The organism is Paraburkholderia caribensis (genome assembly GCF_002902945.1).
GTDB lineage: Bacteria > Pseudomonadota > Gammaproteobacteria > Burkholderiales > Burkholderiaceae > Paraburkholderia > Paraburkholderia caribensis.
The window spans coordinates 96,791-115,561 of record NZ_CP026101.1; the positions used below are offsets into that span (position 1 = coordinate 96,791).

Here is an 18,771-nt window from a genome sequence, read left to right on the forward strand (position 1 = left end):
GCTTTAGCGCTTGTCTCTGGTCCCATGCGAGGAACGTGCTGAGACAGGCCAGCCAGCTCTTCGATGACCATCCTGCTTTTGCCTGGATGCCGTAGCTGCCGCCTGTCTTGCGGCAGGCGAGCTTCGGACATCCGTCGTTCCGCTCCGAACGACATTTCCAGTTTCCATTCCAACGTTGCCGCACGTCGGCAGCGCACGACCCGCTTTGCCAGGAACACGATGAACGCGCCCGAATCGATCGAACTGAAGCCTGTCGCCCGCGCGGGCGGGATGTCCGCCGCCGTCCAGCAGCTGGACGCGGACGAACTGGCCGCGCGGCGTCAGCGCTCGCGGCGCGCGAATTTCATCAAGTGGCTGCGCAAGGTGCACGGCTGGGTCGGGCTATGGGGCGCCGTGCTCGGGCTGCTGTTTGGTGTGACGGGCTTTCTGCTGAATCACCGCGCGGGACCGCTGAAGGTGTCGTCAGGCGAGCCACAGGTCGAGCAGTTGCAAATCGCGTTGCCGCAGAAGGGTTTCAAGTCGCCCGGCGAGATGGCGCACTGGCTGAAGGATGAACTGCATATCGACGGCAAGCCGGGCAGGGCGCGGCGCGAGCCCGCGCACCCGGTGGCATGGGGCGATCAAAGCGCCGTACAGCCGGAGTTCTGGCAGATCGGGATCGCCGCGCCGGGGCAGAACGTGCAGGCCGAGTATTGGGTGGGCAACAGCTTCGTGTCGGTGAAGCGCACACAAAACTCGTTTCTCGGCACGATGAACAACCTGCATAAGGGCGTTGGCTTGAGCGTCGGCTGGGTGCTGTTGATCGATACGATCGCGGGCAGTCTGATTCTGCTTTCGCTGACGGGCGTGCTGCTATGGACGGAACTCAACAAGCGACGGACCGTGGGTGTGGTGCTGGTTGGCGGGTCGATTGTGGCGGCGGTGGTGTGTGGGGTGATGTGAACTGGTCGACAGAATCGGGGAATTCGAACGCGAACCGTGCCTGAGTCGCGTTCGAACCCAGATGAAAAGCTACTCCGGAATACTACAAGCCGCGCCACCACTCGCCGCAATCTCACGCGCCGCCTTGGCACCTTCGACTTGCAGCAGCGTCGGCAGCGACACGCCATTCTTGGCCGCCGTGACTTCGGCAAGAATCGACACAGCGATTTCAGGCGGGGTTCTGCTGCCGATATAAATCCCCACGGGCCCATGCAGTCTTGCGAGTTCCGTCTCGGTGAGATCGAACTCCTTGAGCCTTTCGCGCCGCGCCGCGTTGTTGCGCCGCGAACCCAACGCGCCGACATAAAACGCAGGCGTTTTCAACGCCTCCATCAGCGCAAGATCGTCGAGCTTCGGATCATGGGTGAGCGCGATCACGGCGCAGCGCTCATCGAGCTTCATTTCGAGCACGGTATCGTCGGGCATCGTACGAACGACCTTAGTGCCCGGCACGTCCCATTCATCCGTGTACTCTTCGCGCGGATCGCACACCGTCACCTGATAATCGAGCCCGACCGCGATATTGCACAGATAGCGCGACAGTTGCCCGGCGCCGATCACCAGCATCCGGTAACGCGGGCCGTGTATCGTCAGCAGACGTTGTTCGTTGAAGTCGACGCCATCCGTTGCTTGTGCGGGACCCAAACGCGCGACACCCGTTTCCATATCGAGCGTGCGCGCAACGAGCCGTCCATCTTCGACGGCATCGCACAGCGCGGCGATGCCGCTCGCCTCTGTCAAAGGCTCCAGCACGAGCTGAATGGTGCCGCCGCACGGCAAACCAAAGCGATGCGCCTCTTCAGCCGAAATGCCGTATTTCACGGCTTCGGGCTTTGTTTGCTCGATTCCGCGCTGACGCACGCGATCAATCAGATCGTCTTCGATACAGCCGCCCGACACCGAGCCGACCACTGCGCCATCGTCGCGCACGACCAGCATCGCGCCCTCGGGACGCGGCGACGAGCCCCACGTCTTCACGACCGTCACGAGTAGCGCACGATGTCCCTGTTCGAGCCAGCGCGCGCTGGACTTCAGGACTTCGAGATCCACGCTGTCCATGATTTCTTCCTCTTCGGTTCCTCGCCACTGCTGTCGGTGGCAGCTTCGCTGTCTTCGACAGGATTCGCAGTGTCGCCTGATTCGACGGATTCTGCCTGCACGCCGCCACCGCCGCCCGTCAATTGCTCGCCGAGGCGCCTGAAAAACTCGCCAGCGAGCTTGCGCGCCGCGCCATCGACGAGCCGCGAGCCGATCTGCGCAAGCTTGCCGCCGACTTGCGCCGTTGCCGTGTAGGTGAGCTTCGTCGCGTCGTCGCCGTCGGGTTCGAGCGTCACGTGCGTTTGCCCTTTACCGAAGCCAGCCGCGCCGCCCTGTCCTTCGAACACGATCGTATAGGTATGAGGCGCGTCGATATCGGTGAGTTCCATGCGGCCCTTGAAGCGCGCCTTTACGGGTCCGACCGCCGCGCTCAATGCGACGGCGTACGCGTTCTCGCCGTCCGGTTCGATGCTGTCGCAGCCGGGAATCGATGCGCGCAGAATCTCCGTGTCGTTCAGCGCTTCCCATGCGCGCTGCTGCGGCACGGGTAGCGTGTGGGTTTCGGTCAGCTCCATGACGTCGCTCCTCCAGATATCGCAGCCCCTGCGGCATCGCGGGATACGCGCGTCAATTGCGCGAGATCGCGGCCGAATGCAGCCAGGCTGTCGAGATTGTGAACCGGCTTGTGCGCATCGACGAACGGCAGCATCGCCTGCACGCCGCGCGCCTTCGGCGAGAACTCGCGGTAACGCAACAACGGATTAAGCCACACGATGCGATGCGCGAATCGGCGCAGGCGGGCCATTTCGGTTTCGAGCACGTCGATCGCCTCATGATCGAGGCCGTCGGTGACAAGCAGCACGGTTGCCCTGCCTGTCAGCACTCTGCGTGCCCAGCGGCGGTTGAATTCGGCGAGCGCCGCGCCGATGCGCGTGCCGCCCGACCAGTCGACCACCTGATCCGCAAGCGCGGCAATCGCGACATCGGGATCGCGTTCTTTTAGCGCGCGCGTCGCGTTGGTGAGACGCGTGCCGAACAGAAACACCTGCAAGCGTTCGCGCGATTGCAGCAGCGCATGGCAGAAGTACAGCACGGCGCGCGAATAGCTGCTCATCGAGCCGGAAATATCGAGCAGCAGCACGAGCGGCGGTTTGCGCGCGACCACCGCGCGATATTTCCACACCGTCCAGTCGCCGCCCGCGCGCACGGCATGCCGCGCGCTCGCGCGCAGATCCGCATGCGTGCCGCACGACGCCGCTTTCAGCCGGCGCGTCGGCTCCATCGCGAGCGGCAGACGCTGCGCGCGAATCAGATGCCGCAGCGTGCGCCATTCGTCTGCGGTAAGCGTGTCGAAATCGCGATGACGCAGGCGCTCTTCGGCGCTGAACGTCACGTGCGCGTGCAGTTCATGCTGCTCTTTGTCGGCGGCTTGCGCGGTTTGCTTGCGCTGCTTCGCGTGATGCGCGGCGAGCGCATCGGCGAGCCGGTTGTTGCGTTTGGGCGGCGGGATGCCGCTCGTCACCTTCGGCAGCAGCAATGCGCGCAGCTTGCCTTCCCAATCGGGATCGCGCCAGAAAAGATCGAACGCGGCGTTGAAAAGGTCGCGCTCGTCGGGCGCGCGCAACAGCAACGCGGCGAGCGCCGCACGTACATCGTCGCGTCTGTCGAGATCGATCCAGCGCAACGCTTCGAGCGCATCGACCGCCTGTGCGGGCGACATCGGCAGGCCTGCGCCGCGCAACAGCCGCACGAAGTGCACGACGTTGCGCGCGAGCGTCGCGGAACCGGGATCGCTGACGGGCATCATCGACGCTACTCCGCCGCCGCAAGACATTGGCGGATCTGTTCGGCGTCGAGTCGCGCGAGATCGTCCTGATACTTGAGCAGTACGCCGAGCGTGTCCTGCACCGATTGCGGATCGAGTTCGGTGACGGTGAGCGCGGCGAGTGCGCGGCACCAGTCGATCGTCTCCGCGATGCCAGGCGCCTTGAACAGATCCATGCCGCGCAGCCGATGCACGAAATCGACGGCGCGGCGTTGCAGCGCTGCGCCGGTTTCAGGCGCGCGCGCCGCGACGATCGCCAGTTCGCGCTCGCGCTCGGGATAACCGATCCACTGATACAGACAGCGGCGCTTCAACGCGTCGTGCACTTCGCGCGTGCGGTTCGACGTCATCACGACGAGCGGCGGATGCTCGGCGCGCACCGTGCCGTACTCGGGAATGGACACCTGAAAGTCCGATAGCAGTTCGAGCAGGAATGCCTCGAACGGCTCGTCGGCGCGGTCGATTTCGTCGATCAGCAGCACGCGCCGCGCGCCGGGATGATGCTCGTCCGGCATGAGCGCCTGCAGCAGAGGCCGCTTCAACAGAAACTCGCCGCGATACAGCGTGCTGCTGTCGGGCTTCTCGCCGGCCGCTTCGGCGAGCCGTAGCGCCATGATCTGCCGCGGATAGTCCCATTCGTACAGTGCGCTCGCCGTGTCGAGCCCTTCATAGCATTGCAGCCGCAGCATCGACGTGCCGAGCATGCCCGCCGCTGCCTTGGCCAGTTCCGTCTTGCCGACGCCCGGCTCGCCTTCGACGAACAGCGGCCGTTCCATGCGCAGCGCGAGAAAGAGCGCAGTCGCCAGTTCGCGGCTGGCGAAGTAGCCTTGCGCATTGAGCTGGGCGAGGGTGTCGTCGATTGAAGCGGGCTGCATGATTCTCCCTGGCACATCGGCTTGCATTGCTCGAACGCTGAGCAAGCCGGACAAACCCGACAAACGAAATGGCCCGGACGCGCCGGGCCTCGGGTGCTCAAACGCGTCGCACGCCGCGTCCGCTAGCCGTTTGCGGCTCGCACCGCACGCGCCGTCAGCACGGGTATCAGGTGAGCGCGATACTCGGCGCTCGCGTGCATGTCGGTGTTGAGGTCGTCCGGCGCGATCGTCACGCCGCGTGCGGCGGCTTCCGTGAAGTTCGCGGCGAGCGCGTTCTCCATGTCCGTCGCGCGAAACACCGACGACGCCGCGCCCGTGATCGCAACCCGCACGCCACCGGCCGTCTTCGCTACGAACACGCCCGTCAGCGCGAAGTGCGACGCGGGATTCCTGAACTTCTCGTACGCGGCTTTCTCCGGCACCGGAAACTCGACGGCGACGATCAGTTCGTCGGGCTGCAACGCCGTTTCATACATACCGACGAAGAAATCGGCCGCGGAAATGCGGCGCCGGTCCGTCACGACGGTTCCGTCGAGGCCCAGCACGGCGGCAGGATAGTCCGCGGCGGGATCGTTGTTCGCGATCGATCCGCCGATCGTGCCGAGCGAGCGCACCTGCCGGTCGCCGATATGACCCGCGAGGAACGCAAGCGCCGGCAATACGCGCTGCACGTCGGCGTGACTTGCGACGTCCGCATGACTGACGGCCGCGCCGACCGTCACTTTGGTCGGCTCGACGCGAATCTCCTTCAACTGCGGGATGCGCGTGACGTCGATCAGCTTCGACGGCTGCGCGAGACGCAGGCGCATCGTCGGCAGCAGGCTTTGTCCGCCTGCCAGGTACTTCGCCTCGCTGTCGGCGCTCAGGATGGACACGGCGCTTTTCGGGTCGGCAGCACGTTGATAGTCGAATGAATACATGTCGGCCTCCGCTCAAGGACGTGAGTTTTGTGCAGCGTGGATCGCGGACCACACGCGATGCGGCGTGGCAGGCATCTGCAGATCCTTGACGCCGAGCGGCGCGAGCGCGTCGATGATCGCGTTGATCACGGCGGGCGGCGAACCGATTGCGCCCGCTTCGCCGCAGCCTTTTACGCCGAGCGGATTGTGCGTGCACGGCGTGCCTTTCGCGGTTTCGACGGTGAACGACGGCAGATCGGACGCGTGCGGCATCGCGTAATCCATGTACGAGCCGGACAGCAGCTGGCCGGTCTCCTTGTCGTACACGCAGCGCTCCAGCATCGCCTGGCCGATGCCCTGGCCGAGACCGCCGTGCACCTGTCCTTCGACGATCATCGGATTGATCACGTTGCCGAAGTCGTCGACGGCCGTGAAGCGCTCGATGCGCGTCTCGCCCGTCTCGACGTCCACTTCGACTTCGCAGATATACGCACCCGCCGGATAGGTGAAATTGGTCGGATCGTAGAACGCGCTTTCGTCGAGGCCGGGCTCGAGCTTGTCGAGCGGATAGTTGTGCGGCACGTAGGCGGCGAGCGACACGTCGGCGAAGGTCTTCGTGCGGTCGGTGCCGGCGACGCGGAACGTGCCGTCCTTGAACTCGATGTCATCCGCCGATGCTTCGAGCAGATGCGCCGCGATCTTCTTCGCTTTCGATTCGATCTTGTCGAGCGCCTTCATGATCGCCGAGCCGCCGACTGCGATTGAACGCGAGCCATACGTGCCCATGCCGAACGGAATGCGCCCGGTGTCGCCGTGGACGATGTCGATGTTGTCGATCGGCACGCCGAGGCGGTCGGACACGACCTGCGCGAACGTCGTCTCGTGCCCCTGGCCGTGACTGTGCGAGCCGGTGAAGACGGTGACGGAGCCCGTCGGATGCACGCGTACTTCGCCCGCTTCGAACAGGCCCGCGCGCGCACCGAGCGCGCCCGCGATGTTCGACGGCGCGAGACCGCACGCTTCGATGTAGCACGAGTAGCCGAGTCCGCGCCGTTTGCCGTTTTTCTCCGATTCCTGTCGGCGAGCGGCGAAGCCTTTGACGTCCGCGAGTTCTATCGCACGGTCGAGACAGGGTTCGTAATCGCCTGTGTCGTATGTCAGCCCGACGGGTGTTGCATAGGGGAACGAGCGGATGAAGTTGCGGCGGCGGATTTCGGCAGGGTCCATGTTCATGTCGCGCGCCGCCGTTTCGACGAGCCGTTCGACCACATACGTCGCCTCGGGACGGCCTGCGCCGCGATACGCATCGACGGGCACCGTGTTCGTGAATACCGCTTTCACTTCGGCGTAGATCGCGGGCGTCGCGTACTGGCCCGCTAGCAGCGTCGCGTAGAGGATGGTCGGCACGCTGGAGGCGAAGGTCGACAGGTACGCGCCCATGTTGGCGATCGTGTGCACGCGCATGGCGAGGAACTTGCCGTCGGCGTCCATGGCCAGTTCGGCTTTCGTCACGTGATCGCGGCCGTGCGCGTCCGATAGAAACGCCTCCGAACGCTCTGCCGTCCACTTCACAGGGCGGCGGATTTTCTTCGACGCCCACGTCAGCGCGACGTCTTCCGCGTACAGGAAAATCTTCGAGCCGAAGCCGCCGCCGACGTCCGGCGCGACCACGCGCACTTTCGATTCCGGCAGCGCCAGCACGAACGCCGCCATCAACAGCCGTTCGACGTGCGGATTCTGATTGGCCACATAGACGGTGTAGCTGTCATCCTGCGGCGCGTAGCTGGCGTTGACGGCACGCGGCTCGATCGCGTTGGGGATGAGGCGGTTGTTGACGATATCGAGCGTCGTCACGTGATGCGCCTTGGCGAACGCGGCGTCCGTGGCGGCTTTGTCGCCGTGGCCCCATGTGTAGCAGGTGTTGTCGGGCACTTCGTCGTGGACGGCGGGTTGGCCCGCGTCGGCGGCGTGTACCGTGTCGATCACGGCGGGCAGTTCGGCGTAGTCGACTTCGATCAGTTCGGCGGCGTCTTTTGCGGCTTTCACCGAATCGGCGATCACGATCGCGACCTGGTCGCCGACGTGGCGTACTTTCGTATGCGCAATCACGGGGTGCGCCGGCTCGTGCATCGGTTTGCCGTCGATGCTGTGGATCAGCCAGCCGCACGGCAGCCCGCCGACATTTTCGGCGGCGAGATCGGCGCCGGTAAAAATCGCGACGACGCCGGGCGACTGCTTCGCGGCGGTGGTGTCGATACGTGTGATGCGCGCGTGCGCGTGGGGCGAGCGCAGGAATACGGCGTAGGTCTGACCGGGCAGGACGATGTCGTCGGTGTACTGGCCGTTGCCGGTGAGGAAGCGATAGTCTTCCTTGCGCCTGACGGGCGTACCCACCATGCGGTGCGAATCGGGTGCGTTCATGGCGGGCTCCTCAGACGTTCGCGGCGGCTTTCGAAGACGCGTCGGCCTGCATGCCGGCTGCGCCCTGAACGACGGCTTTGACGATGTTGTGGTAGCCCGTACAGCGGCACAGGTTGCCGTCGAGCTGCCGGCGCACTTCGTCTTCCGTGAGGTTCGGATTGGTTGTGACCAGCGCGGTCGCGCTCATGACCATGCCTGGCGTGCAGAAGCCGCACTGCAGGCCGTGGCACTCGCGGAAAGCGGCTTGCATCGGGTGCAGTTCGCCGTTTTTCGACAGCCCTTCGATCGTGGTGATTTCCTGGCCTTCTGCCTGCACGGCGAGCATGTTGCAGGATTTGATTGCGCGGCCGTTCAGATGAATCGTGCACGCGCCGCATTGCGCGGTATCACAGCCGACGTGCGTTCCTGTCAGCCGCAATTGTTCTCGTAGAAACTGGACAAGCAGGGTGTGCGGCTCGACGTTCGCGGTAACGGGTGAACCGTTCACCGTCAGACTGATGCTGATCGCCATGAACTGTCTCCTAGGGACGCTCTTTTATTGAGCCCCGGGTGGGGTGAGACCGGCTCGGGCCCGATGTTCACTTGCTACCGCTGGCCTGCTGGAGGGTCCGGTACGGTTGGGGTGCTGTTTTTGCTTTGTTTTTGTTGTTTGTGACGAAAAGTAAAACACAAAAAACGGGAGGCGGCTATGGGGAGGTGTGCCTCCGGCGGTTTTTGTTGGGGTTTGGTTTTGGGTTTTGGGTTTTGGGTTTGTCTGCGACGCTGGGTGGTTTGCCGGTGTTTGTGCGGGCATCCGCGAATTGTTAGCGCGCTTCACGCGTCGCCGTTCGGTGTTTTAGGCTTTTTGCTGGCATCCGCTTTACGTTAGCTTGCTTCAAGCGTCGCCCCTGTGCGGGGCGGCACCTACTTTTCTTTGCCGCCGCGTAACTATTCAGCGCTTGTAAACTGCTACCAGGATGTGCATAGTGAGGGGCATGACGAAGATGCCCGACATCAAGGAGCTGACACCGGAGCAGAAGGACGCACTTATCATTGATCTGGTGAGGCGTCTGAACGAGCTCGAGGCAAAGCTTGAGAAGGACAGTCATAACTCCAGCAAGCCGCCGTCAAGCGATGGTCCGAAGCGCAAGCCAAAGTCATTGCGTAACACGAGCGACGCCAGGCCGGGCGCCCAACCGGGGCACAAAGGCAAGACGCTCAAACGCGTCGCGCAAGCCGATCACATCGAGATTCACCCGGTGGCGCGGGTATGCGATAAATGTGGCAACCGCATCGCGGCAGCCAGCGTGGCCGTGTTGCCCGAAGGCCGCCAGGTGATTGATCTGCCGCCCACGCGCTTTGAGGTGACTGAACATCGCGTGCAGATCGCACAGTGCCGCTGCTGCGGCAAGCAGCATTCGGGGGCATTTCCCAAGGGCGTGAGCCAGGCGGTTCAGTACGGCCCCCAGATTCGCGCCGCAGCCGTCTATCTGACGCAATACCAGCAGTTGCCGGTTGCGCGCACCGCCCAGGCGCTGGAAGACCTGTTCGGTTTGCATGTGAGTACGGGAACCGTCCAGCACAGTATTGATCAGGCCGCGCAGTTACTGGCGCCGTGCGTTGATCAGATCCAGCAGGCGCTACGCGGGCAACCCGTCGTGCATTTCGATGAGAGCTGCATGCGCGTGGGGCGTGAGTCCCACTGGCTGCATGTCGCCTCGACGCACGCGTTGAGCTGGTATGGCGCGCACAGCAAGCGCGGCAGTCAGGCGCTGGACAGCTTCGGCATTCTCCCCGGCTTTACGGGAGTCGCGGTCCATGACGGCTGGCGGCCGTATGCCGGCTATGAGTGTGAGCATGCGCTGTGCAATGCCCATCATCTGCGTGAACTGGTGTTCGTCCTGGAGTCCACGCAGCAACCCTGGGCACAGCAGATGATTGACCTGCTTCGCCAGGCAAAGCGCGAGGTCGAACTCAGTCGGGCTTCAGGAAACAACATGCTGAGCCCGGCGCGCCAACGCTATTACACACGGCGCAGCCGCGCCCTGATCGCCCGGGCGCGCAAGCTCAATCCACAGCAGGCGCGTGAGCCCTTGCGCCAGGAACGTCGCGGCAGGATCAGGCAAAGCTTTACCTGCAACCTGCTCACACGGCTTCACAAGTATGCCGATGAGGTGTGGCGCTTCATTGCCGATCACCGCGTACCGTTCGACAACAATCAGGCCGAACGCGATATCCGCATGCCCAAACTCAAACAGAAGATTTCCGGGTGCTTCCGCTCGGAATCGGGCATGGAGGCGTTCTGCACGATCCGCTCCTACCTTGCCACCTTACGCAAGCAGAACCGTTCGCTGATCAACGCGCTGGCGTTAGGCTTTGCCGGATTCGTCGTTTCACCTCTGGTTACCGCTGAATAGTTACGCCGCCGCAAAGAAAAGTAGGCAAAAGAAAGCGGCTCACACCGCCAGCACTTGACGTTTGCCCACGGGCCCCCAACGTCCCCATCCTTCAGGCGGCAGCGCGCTTGCATAGGTTCGTTGCAAGCGCATCGTTTAAACGCCTCACCCGCTTCGATTACCCGTACCCGGTCAAGCGGCAGCGAATGGTATGGGCCGCCCAGGTGGCAAACTGTGTGTAGGCCGTGGTGCCTCGCACGCATCACTCCGGACCGATAGCGCACGCGTCCCAGCCGGTAAGAGCGCCACCCTATACGATGCGACAACCTACACACAGTTTGCCACCTGGGCGGCGGTGGATTGTGTGGTGCGGCGTGCTGCGACGCGGGGTATAGGAAGCGGGTGAGGCGTACAGAGAGAGCGTTGGCAACGCACGTGGGTCACGTGGTTGCCGTGCGAAGTGTGGGGACGTTGGGGGCCCGTGGGCAGACGTCAAGCACTGGCGGAGTGAGCCGCTTTCTTTTGCCTACTTTTCTTTGCGGCGGCAAAGAAAAGTAGGTGCCGCCCCGCACAGGGGCGACGCGTGAAGCGAGCTAACAATTCGCGGATGCCATCGCAAAGCCCTAAAAAAACCAACCAGCTTGCGCAGCAAAAAGACACCGTCCTCTGAGTCCAGCGCCAAGCCCAAAACCCCAGAAACAAACCCCTGCCGCGCCGCGAAAAAGAACCGCTACCGCCCGCCGTGCGCGAGTTTGGAATGCCTCCGCGAGTACCCAAAATAGACGACCATCCCGACCAACAACCAGATCACAAATGCAATCCACGTAACCTTGCTGAGATTGACCATCAGAAACAGACAAGAAGCAACGGCAAGCACAGGCACAACGGGCACGCCAGGGCACCGAAAAGCCCTCGGTAAATCAGGATGCGTGCGCCGCAGCACGAGCACCGCGATGGACACCATCGAAAAAGCCGCCAGCGTGCCGATATTGATCAGCTCAGCAAGCACATTAAGCGGCACGAGCGCGCCAATCAGCCCAAACACGATCCCAACGAGCCAGGTCGTCGTAAAAGGAGTAGCAAACCGCGGATGCACCTTGGAAAGCGCCGCAGGCAACAACCCATCGCGCGACATCGCGAACATCACACGAGTCTGGCCGTAGGCCATCACAAGAATCACGGTCAACATGCCAAGCACTGCACCGAGATCGATAAAACCGGCAACCCAGTTCTGCCCCGCAACCTGCAACGCATACGAGACGGGATGCGAAATACTCGCGAACTGCGCAGACGGCACGATCCCCGTCACGACGGCGGCCACCGCGACATACAGCACCGCGCAAACACCGAGCGACGCAATGATCCCGATCGGCAGGTCGCGCTTCGGGTCCTTCACTTCCTCGGCCGCCGACGACACCGAATCGAACCCGATAAACGCAAAGAACATCACGGCCGCCGCGCCGAACACACCGCCGATGCCGTTCGGCATGAACGGATGCCAGTTCTCCGGCTTCACATGAAACACGCCGACGACGATCACCAGCAACACCACGGTCACCTTGATCGCAACCATCAGATTGTTCACGCGCGTCGATTCGCGCACGCCGACAGACAGCAGCGTCGTGATCGCCATCATCACGAGAAACGCGGGCAAGTTGAACAGAGTCTCGTGGCCCGGAAGCGCGCCGGGTGCAGCCGTCAGCGCGACAGGCAGCGCAACGCCGAAGCCCGACAGCAACGATTGCAGATACCCCGACCAGCCGACCGACACCGCCGAAGTCGCAAGCCCATACTCCAGCATCAGATCCCAGCCGATAATCCACGCAGCCAGCTCGCCGAGCGTCGCGTACGAATACGTGTAGATCGAGCCGGCGACGGGAATGGTGGAGGCGAATTCCGCATATGCGAGCGCCGCGAAGCCGCACGCAACGGCGGCGATCAGGAACGACAGCATCAGCGCCGGGCCGGCCTGCACCGCGCCCGTGCCCGTCAGCACGAAAATCCCGGTGCCGATAATGGCGCCGACGCCGAGAAAGGTGAGATCGAGCGCGCCGAGCGCTTTCTTCAGGCCGGCAGCCTGCGCGCCGGCGATCATGTGCTCGACGCTCTTTTTGCGAAAGAGGGACATTTGGCGGGGTCTCCTGTGAAGCACGCGTGTGGCGCGCCCAATGTCGGGGAAAACCCGCAATTTTAGCGGAAGTGGGCGGGGCCGCCCCTCGTGGTGCACAACAGTTGTGCGCAGCGCGCCCGGCGCGCCTGTCAGCCCGCCATCGCCGGATTCAGGTCGACGAGGCGGTTGCTCATCACGTAGAAGGTCAGCTCGGCGTTGTTGCGCAGCTTCATTTTCTCCAGCAGCCGCGTGCGGTAGACACTCACCGTCTTCACCGACAGCGACAGCGCGTTCGCGATATCCGTCAGCCGCTTGCCCGACGCGAGCATGCACAGCGTCTGGTATTCGCGGTCGGAGAGCTTTTCGTGCGGCAACTGCTCGCCGTCGAACGATACGTAATCGGCGAGCGCTTCCGCCATCGCCGGGCTCACGTACTTGCGGCCCGCCGCGACCTGCTGGATCGCGGCGATCATCTGCGTGGCGTCGACGGTCTTCGACAGATAGCCGGCCGCGCCTGCCTTCAGCGCGCGCACCGCATACTGGTCCTCGCGGTACATCGAAAACATCAGCACGGGAACGCGCGGCAGCTTGCGCTTCAGACGCTTGAGCACCTCGACGCCGTTCATGTCCGGCAGCGAAATGTCGAGCAGGATCACGTCGTACACGTGCTTCGATGCTTCCATGAGCACCTCGGTGCCCGTCTGCGCCTCGGCGACGTCGTCGGCGACGCCGCGGTCGATCAGTAGCTGCCGCACGCCCTGTCGAACGATGGCGTGGTCCTCGGCAATCAGAATGCGCAGGCTCATAACGGGAAGTCAGTGTTCACAAACAGCAGGTTACAAGCGGGCCACGAGCGGTTCACGAGCGGTTCACAGACGGATGGCGGTGCGTCGCGCGCGCGGAGCATTGCCCAGCAAGGCTTTCCACTCGAAGCGCGCGTGCACGGTCGTGCCGCGCGCCTGACCGGCGGACGCGGCGACGCGCAATTCGCCGTCGAACGCGTTGCAGCGCGCGCGCATGCCCGCCAGCCCGAACTGGCGCTCGTCCTGTCCGGCGTGCGCGGGAATGCCGACGCCGTCGTCGCTGACGACGATGCTCAGATGCTGCGCGGTGGTTTCGATGCGCATGTCGGCCCCCGACGCGCGCGCGTGCTTGGCGACGTTGTTCAGCGCTTCCTGGGCGACGCGGAACACAGCCAGCGATGCATCGGCGGACAGGCGCGTCAGGCGGGCGTCGGCGGCGCACACGAAGCTCATGCGCAGGCCGGTGCGTGTGGCGAAGCTGTTGGTCCAGTGCGACAGCGCGCTGACGATGCCCTTGTCGAGCGTCGGCGAGTGCAGGTCGCCGACGGCCTGTTGCGCCGCTTCGGTGACGGCGTCGAGCGAACGCTGCGCGGTGGCGAGGGCGGCGGTGCATTGGGACGGGGCATCGGCGGGCAGCCAGGTTTCGACGCCCGCGAGCGCGAAGCGCGCGGCCGTCAGTTCGGCGCCGAGGCTGTCATGCAGTTCCTGCGCGACATGGCGGCGCGTGGTTTCCTGCGTGCGCATCAGTTCGGACGCCAGCTCGCGCACGCGCGCCTGCAAACGCGCGAGTTCGTCGCTGGATGCTGTACGCGCCGTGGCGTCGGCAGTGGCGTCCGGGTTGGCGTGGTTTGAGATCGCGGCTTTGCTGGAGCGGCGGCGGGCAGACGCACTGGATGCGCGCGTGGCATCGCTTGCGCGACCAGCCGCGCCGTGCACATGCATCGGCACTACGATCGACGAATCCATGGCGCTGCTCACGAAACGACTCGGCCGGCGCCACAGCGACGCATCGGCAGCATGTAGACGGAAGAACGCATGCGAACCCTGACCCCCAGATATGTCCGTCACAGGAACTATCTCGACGGAAAAACGCTACGTCGGGACGTAACGAAATTTACATTCTGTAACAAATAGAAGACAGTATTGTTAATAGTCTGTCAAATGCTGCTGCGCTGGGATCATATCTTAAAAAAAGAAAAAATGCCCGTCCATCTTGGCTTGCAGCGCAAAATTCACGCAATAGTCGAGGCGGCCGCTACAGCTTATGTCGGACAAATTCCTACATGCAAGGTTATTCAATAGCCATTGAATTTGTAACGCGATATCCGGCTGGACATGGGCGCGTCCAGGCTCGATCCGCCAACCGCTCCGCGCAGTCTGACGCGCCAAAAGAAAAAACCGGAGCGCGAAGGCTCCGGTTTCGGGTGTTGCGGCGTGCGCGCGCGTCGTCGACGCGGCGCCAGCGCGTGTGGGCGCAGTCTTAGCCGACGAACGCTTTCTCGACGACGTAGTGGCCGGGATTATTGTTGCTGCCTTCCTGGAAGCCCAGGCTGTCGAGCAGTTCACGCGTGTCGCGCAGCATGTGCGGGCTGCCGCAGAGCATCACGCGGTCGTTTTCGAGCGAGAAGTGCGGCAGGTCGAGATCTTCGAAGAGCTTCTTCGTTTCGATGAGATCGGTGATGCGGCCGCGGTTCGCGAAGTGCTCGCGCGTGACGGTCGGGTAATACACCAGCTTTTCCTGGATCAGCTCGCCGATGTGCTCGTGCGCCGGGAGGTGGTCCGTGATGTATTCCTTGTAGGCCAGTTCGTCGACGAAACGGCAGGTGTGCGTCAGCACGACGCGCTCGTAGCGGTCATAGACGTCCGGGTCCTTGATGATCGACATGAAGGGTGCGAGGCCCGTGCCGGTGGACAGCAGCCACAGCGTCTTGCCGGGCAGCAGGTTGTCGGCCATCAGCGTGCCCGTCGGCTTCTTGCCGATCAGGACCTGGTCGCCGACCTTCAGATGCTGGAGGCGCGACGTCAGCGGGCCGTCCTGCACCTTGATGCTCAGGAATTCGAGGTTCTCTTCGTAGTTGGCGCTAGCCATGCTGTATGCACGGATCAGCGGCTTGCCGTCGACTTCGAGGCCGACCATCGTGAACTGGCCATTTTCGAAGCGGAACGACGCGTCGCGCGTGCAGGTGAAGCTGAAAAGCGTATCGGTCCAGTGGTGGACGCTCAGGACGGTTTGTGGATTCAGGTTGCTCATGGCTTCTTCGATGGTGCGAAATCAAGGTCGGCCACATAAAAGCGGGGCCGGCACGGCAAAGGCAATGCACCGTCCCGAACCGGAAGCGACCCGGGAATGATGCGCAATCCGCTATTTTACCGCGTTCCGCGCCGGGCATTGCCGCAGCGGGTCGAACGGTGAATGTGGTCTGTCAAGCTGGTTATCAAGCGCCGGCGCGGCTGTCGTCCGGTTTTCCCGGAACGGCTAACTGCGGCGCGGCATGGGTGTACTGCTGGGGTGTGCGGCGCTGGGTCTGTGCCCGGATGACCCTACGAAAACCCACGCGGGTCTTGCCCTACGGGTCTAGCCCATCTGCGACGGGCGTTCGGGCCGTTGCCGCTTGACCGGCTTTCGCCCGTCGATCATCGGGCGATGGCAGCCGTCAACGAAAACAGGCGCTGGTAGGCGCTATTTCGGGATAATACCGGAAACTTTTCGCGCGCTGCAGCATTGACCCTTCTCGCGAAGCTGGAAAACTTGGCCGCAGAGGCCGCCCGCGCTCAGCTTTCGGCGGCGAGTTTTGCGCCGAGGCCGACGAGCAGTGCGCCGCACACGCCGTCGATTGGCCGGCGCAGGCGTCGGTAGCCGCGTTGCGTGCGCTCCGTCGCGAACATCAGTGCGACGCTGCCGTACCAGCCTACCGACATCATTCCGATCATCGCGAGCGCGACGCCGTAGAACCACAGCGGCGGGTGCGCTGGGAAGAGCGTCGCGAAGATGCTGGTCCAGAACGCGCAGGATTTCGGATTTGTCAGACACGTGAGCATGCCCGTGCGCCATGCGCGGAAATGGGCGCCGCGGTCGTTGGCGGGCGGCGTTTCGACGTTCACGACGATGGTTTCGCCGCGTTTCGTGCTTGCCCATACGAGCTTGATGCCGAACCACACCAGGTAGATCGCGCCCGCGATGCGAATGCCGTTGTACAGCCAGTCGATGCGTTGCAGCACGGTCGCGAAGCCTAGCATTGCGAGCGAGGCCCAGACGGTCGAGCCTGTGCCGACGCCCAGCGCGGATGCCGCGCCCAGCCCGCGCCTTCCCGCCAGCGACAGTTGCGTGATCATGAAGAAGTTGGGACCGGGACTGATCAGCGCGATCAGGTAGACGAGGGCGATTTGCAGCAGGATCGGCAGGTAGTGATGCATGGCGACGGTTTGCCGCGCTGGGCGGCGGGGCGTTTGAGGGAAGAGGGCGAAAGAAACCGCGATGTTACTCTGGGGCGGGGTTGGTTTGACCGTCGGTCAGGCGCAGCTGTGCGATACGGTTTGCGTCGTCCTGCGGGGGGCTTTGCATTGGCATACGCGTGATGACTCTGCGCTGGTGTCCTTGGGTTGCCTTTGCTTTCGCTGACATCCGCGATTTGTTAGCGTGCTTCGCGTGTCGCAGTTTGGTGTTTTGGGCTTTGCGCTGGCATCCGCTCTACGTTAGCTCGCTTCAAGCGTCGCCCCTGTGCGGGGCGGCACCTACTTTTCTTTGCCGCCGCAAAGAAAAGTAGGCAAAAGAAAGCGGCTCACACCGCCAATTCTTGACGTTTACCCACGGGCCCCCAACGTCCCCACACTTCACACGCCAGTGCCGTGCTTAGTGCCCGTTGCCAACGCTTCGAATGAACGCCTCACCCGCTTCGAATTCCCGTAGCCGTGTAAGCGGCAGCGAATGGTATGTGCCGCCCAGGTGGCAAACTGTGTGTAGGTTGTCGCGTCGTATGGCTTGGCGCTCTTACAGGGTGGGACGCATGCGCTATCGGTCCGGAGTGGTGCGCGTATGGCGCGAATGCCGACACACAGTTTGCCACCTGGGCGGCGGTGAGCTGTCTGGCGCGGCGTGCTGAAACACGGGTGGGTGAAGCGGGTGAGGCGCTCATTCAGCGCGCTGGCAACGAGCACGGGTCACGTGATTGCCGTGTGAAGTGTAAGACCCTTTGGGGGCCCTCAGGCAAGAACTAGCACTGGCGGTTTGAGCCGCTTTCTTTTGCCTACTTTTCTTTGCGGCGGCAAAGAAAAGTAGGTGCCGCCCCGCACAGGGGCGACGCGTGAAGCGAGCTAACAATTCGCGGATGCTAGCGCAAAGCTAAAGACGCCACCTGGCGGTGCTCGAAGCACGAAGGCAAATCGCGGATGCCAGCAAAAAGCAAAAAGCAAAAGCAAAAGCAAAAGCAAAAGCAAAAGCAGAAAACCTCACCCCACCGTTTGCCCCGCGCCCGCCCCCGCCCCCGTATGCTTCTTCCCCCGCTGCTTCAACACACGCGCCTGCAGCACGATCACCAGCAACAGAAACACGCCCCGTATCACCGACTGCCAATACGCCGACAGGCTAATAAACCCACGCCCATTCTCAAAGTTCAGCAAATTAAAAACGAGCCCAAGCAACAGCACGCCCGCGATCGTCATCGCGATCGACCCTTCGCCGCCCGTCAGCAACGTGCCGCCGAGCACCACAGCCGAGATCGCGAACAACTCCCAGCCGACGCCTTCATTCGGTTGCCCCGCGCCAAACTGCGCGGCGAGAATCACGCCCGCCAACCCCGCTAGCAAGCCGCTCACGGCATACACGGCGACCAGCGTGCGGCTAACATTCAGCCCCATCAGACGCGCCGCTTCCTCGCTGCCGCCGATCGCCAGCGAATGCCGGCCAAAGCGCGTGCTGCGCAGCGCGAGCCAGCCCGCGACGGCAGCGGCGAGCGCGATCAGTCCGGGAACCGGCAGGCCGAACATATCGCCCTGGCCGAAGTTCGCGAAGTTCGTATCGGACGAAATCGATACCGCATCGTTTCTGCCGAGCAGCAGCCCGAGCCCGTGCGCGCCGAGGCTCGTCGCCAGTGTCGTGATGAATGGCAGAATTTTCAGCCGCGTGATGATGATGCCGTTGAGCACGCCGACCAGCAGGCCCGCGCCCACGCCCGCCAGCACGGCAACCCAGCCGCCGTACGGGCTCGCCAGCGCGGCCACGACACTCGACATCGCCGCGACCGTGCCGACGGACAGGTCGATGCCGCCCGTAATGATCACGAACGCCATGCCGACGGAGATCAGCGCGAACATCGAGTTGTAGCGCCAGAAGGACGTGATGTTGTACTCGGATGCGAAATGCTCGTAGCGCACGAGTCCGAGCACGATCAGCGCGCCAAGCGCGATCAGGATGGGCAGGTTCTTTTTCATCGGATCGTCTTTTGCAA

15 protein-coding genes are annotated in these 18,771 nt (G+C 63.3%); 2 read left to right on the forward strand and 13 right to left on the reverse strand.

The window, feature by feature from the left end; translation table 11 throughout:
* The first annotated feature begins 219 nt into the window (after positions 1-219).
* On the forward strand, positions 220-942 hold the full coding sequence (locus C2L66_RS00435) for a PepSY-associated TM helix domain-containing protein (protein WP_060599433.1): 723 nt from the start codon (positions 220-222) through the stop codon (positions 940-942).
* Positions 943-1,011: 69 nt separating this feature from the next.
* Here the strand turns inward: C2L66_RS00435 and C2L66_RS00440 are convergent, their stop codons facing one another.
* The 7 genes from C2L66_RS00440 to C2L66_RS00470 form a co-directional block, all read right to left on the reverse strand.
* Positions 1,012-2,040, reverse strand: a complete 1,029-nt coding sequence (locus C2L66_RS00440; RefSeq protein WP_060599432.1) for an XdhC family protein — start codon at positions 2,038-2,040, stop codon at positions 1,012-1,014.
* A complete protein-coding gene (locus tag C2L66_RS00445; protein ID WP_060599431.1) occupies positions 2,013-2,594 on the reverse strand; it encodes a CoxG family protein in 582 nt (193 codons plus the stop codon). The genes C2L66_RS00440 and C2L66_RS00445 overlap by 28 nt, the downstream gene beginning before the upstream one ends.
* Entirely contained in the window at positions 2,585-3,826 is a 1,242-nt protein-coding gene (locus tag C2L66_RS00450) for a vWA domain-containing protein (protein ID WP_060599430.1), read from the reverse strand. The genes C2L66_RS00445 and C2L66_RS00450 overlap by 10 nt, the downstream gene beginning before the upstream one ends.
* Before the next feature lie 5 nt (positions 3,827-3,831).
* Positions 3,832-4,719 (reverse strand): AAA family ATPase, encoded by an 888-nt coding sequence (locus C2L66_RS00455; RefSeq protein WP_054929445.1) that lies wholly within the window; start codon positions 4,717-4,719, stop codon positions 3,832-3,834.
* A 122-nt stretch (positions 4,720-4,841) separates the two neighbouring features.
* Positions 4,842-5,639 (reverse strand): FAD binding domain-containing protein, encoded by a 798-nt coding sequence (locus tag C2L66_RS00460; protein ID WP_054929446.1) that lies wholly within the window; start codon positions 5,637-5,639, stop codon positions 4,842-4,844.
* A 12-nt stretch (positions 5,640-5,651) separates the two neighbouring features.
* Positions 5,652-8,039: a xanthine dehydrogenase family protein molybdopterin-binding subunit gene (locus C2L66_RS00465; protein WP_054929447.1), complete on the reverse strand. Its 2,388-nt coding sequence runs from the start codon at positions 8,037-8,039 to the stop codon at positions 5,652-5,654.
* 10 nt (positions 8,040-8,049) lie between these two features.
* Complete coding sequence (locus tag C2L66_RS00470) at positions 8,050-8,550, reverse strand: (2Fe-2S)-binding protein (protein ID WP_054929448.1); 501 nt, start codon at positions 8,548-8,550, stop codon at positions 8,050-8,052.
* 463 nt (positions 8,551-9,013) lie between these two features.
* On the opposite strand from C2L66_RS00470, the gene tnpC reads away from it, so the two are divergent.
* Entirely contained in the window at positions 9,014-10,435 is a 1,422-nt protein-coding gene (gene tnpC, locus C2L66_RS00475) for an IS66 family transposase (RefSeq protein WP_054935262.1), read from the forward strand.
* A 709-nt stretch (positions 10,436-11,144) separates the two neighbouring features.
* Here tnpC and C2L66_RS00480 read toward each other — a convergent pair.
* From C2L66_RS00480 to C2L66_RS00505, 6 genes are all read right to left on the reverse strand, one after another.
* The gene (locus C2L66_RS00480; RefSeq protein ID WP_060599429.1) at positions 11,145-12,542 is read right to left on the reverse strand and encodes an amino acid permease; all 1,398 of its coding nucleotides are present in this window, start codon (positions 12,540-12,542) and stop codon (positions 11,145-11,147) included.
* Positions 12,543-12,673: 131 nt separating this feature from the next.
* Positions 12,674-13,330: a response regulator transcription factor RqpR gene (gene rqpR, locus C2L66_RS00485; RefSeq protein ID WP_035987111.1), complete on the reverse strand. Its 657-nt coding sequence runs from the start codon at positions 13,328-13,330 to the stop codon at positions 12,674-12,676.
* Positions 13,331-13,393: 63 nt separating this feature from the next.
* Complete coding sequence (locus C2L66_RS00490; RefSeq protein WP_060599428.1) at positions 13,394-14,293, reverse strand: sensor histidine kinase; 900 nt, start codon at positions 14,291-14,293, stop codon at positions 13,394-13,396.
* Between the two features lie 514 nt (positions 14,294-14,807).
* A complete protein-coding gene (locus C2L66_RS00495; protein WP_054929451.1) occupies positions 14,808-15,578 on the reverse strand; it encodes a ferredoxin--NADP reductase in 771 nt (256 codons plus the stop codon).
* 521 nt (positions 15,579-16,099) lie between these two features.
* The gene (locus C2L66_RS00500; protein ID WP_054929452.1) at positions 16,100-16,741 is read right to left on the reverse strand and encodes a LysE family translocator; all 642 of its coding nucleotides are present in this window, start codon (positions 16,739-16,741) and stop codon (positions 16,100-16,102) included.
* Between the two features lie 1,032 nt (positions 16,742-17,773).
* Positions 17,774-18,754, reverse strand: a complete 981-nt coding sequence (locus C2L66_RS00505; RefSeq protein ID WP_060599427.1) for an ABC transporter permease — start codon at positions 18,752-18,754, stop codon at positions 17,774-17,776.
* Positions 18,755-18,771: the final 17 nt, after the last annotated feature.

Bases quoted from the DNA above. Each gene is read 5' to 3' on its own strand.
- C2L66_RS00470 (WP_054929448.1), bottom strand. From the start codon at position 8,550: ATGGCGATCAGCATCAGTCTGACGGTGAACGGTTCACCCGTTACCGCG.
- C2L66_RS00455 (WP_054929445.1), bottom strand. From the start codon at position 4,719: ATGCAGCCCGCTTCAATCGACGACACCCTCGCCCAGCTCAATGCGCAA.
- C2L66_RS00500 (WP_054929452.1), bottom strand. From the start codon at position 16,741: ATGCATCACTACCTGCCGATCCTGCTGCAAATCGCCCTCGTCTACCTG.
- rqpR (WP_035987111.1), bottom strand. From the start codon at position 13,330: ATGAGCCTGCGCATTCTGATTGCCGAGGACCACGCCATCGTTCGACAG.
- C2L66_RS00495 (WP_054929451.1), bottom strand. From the start codon at position 15,578: ATGAGCAACCTGAATCCACAAACCGTCCTGAGCGTCCACCACTGGACC.
- C2L66_RS00460 (WP_054929446.1), bottom strand. From the start codon at position 5,639: ATGTATTCATTCGACTATCAACGTGCTGCCGACCCGAAAAGCGCCGTG.
- C2L66_RS00465 (WP_054929447.1), bottom strand. From the start codon at position 8,039: ATGAACGCACCCGATTCGCACCGCATGGTGGGTACGCCCGTCAGGCGC.
- tnpC (WP_054935262.1), top strand. From the start codon at position 9,014: ATGACGAAGATGCCCGACATCAAGGAGCTGACACCGGAGCAGAAGGAC.
- C2L66_RS00435 (WP_060599433.1), top strand. From the start codon at position 220: ATGAACGCGCCCGAATCGATCGAACTGAAGCCTGTCGCCCGCGCGGGC.
- C2L66_RS00490 (WP_060599428.1), bottom strand. From the start codon at position 14,293: ATGGATTCGTCGATCGTAGTGCCGATGCATGTGCACGGCGCGGCTGGT.
- C2L66_RS00445 (WP_060599431.1), bottom strand. From the start codon at position 2,594: ATGGAGCTGACCGAAACCCACACGCTACCCGTGCCGCAGCAGCGCGCA.
- C2L66_RS00505 (WP_060599427.1), bottom strand. From the start codon at position 18,754: ATGAAAAAGAACCTGCCCATCCTGATCGCGCTTGGCGCGCTGATCGTG.
- C2L66_RS00440 (WP_060599432.1), bottom strand. From the start codon at position 2,040: ATGGACAGCGTGGATCTCGAAGTCCTGAAGTCCAGCGCGCGCTGGCTC.
- C2L66_RS00450 (WP_060599430.1), bottom strand. From the start codon at position 3,826: ATGATGCCCGTCAGCGATCCCGGTTCCGCGACGCTCGCGCGCAACGTC.
- C2L66_RS00480 (WP_060599429.1), bottom strand. From the start codon at position 12,542: ATGTCCCTCTTTCGCAAAAAGAGCGTCGAGCACATGATCGCCGGCGCG.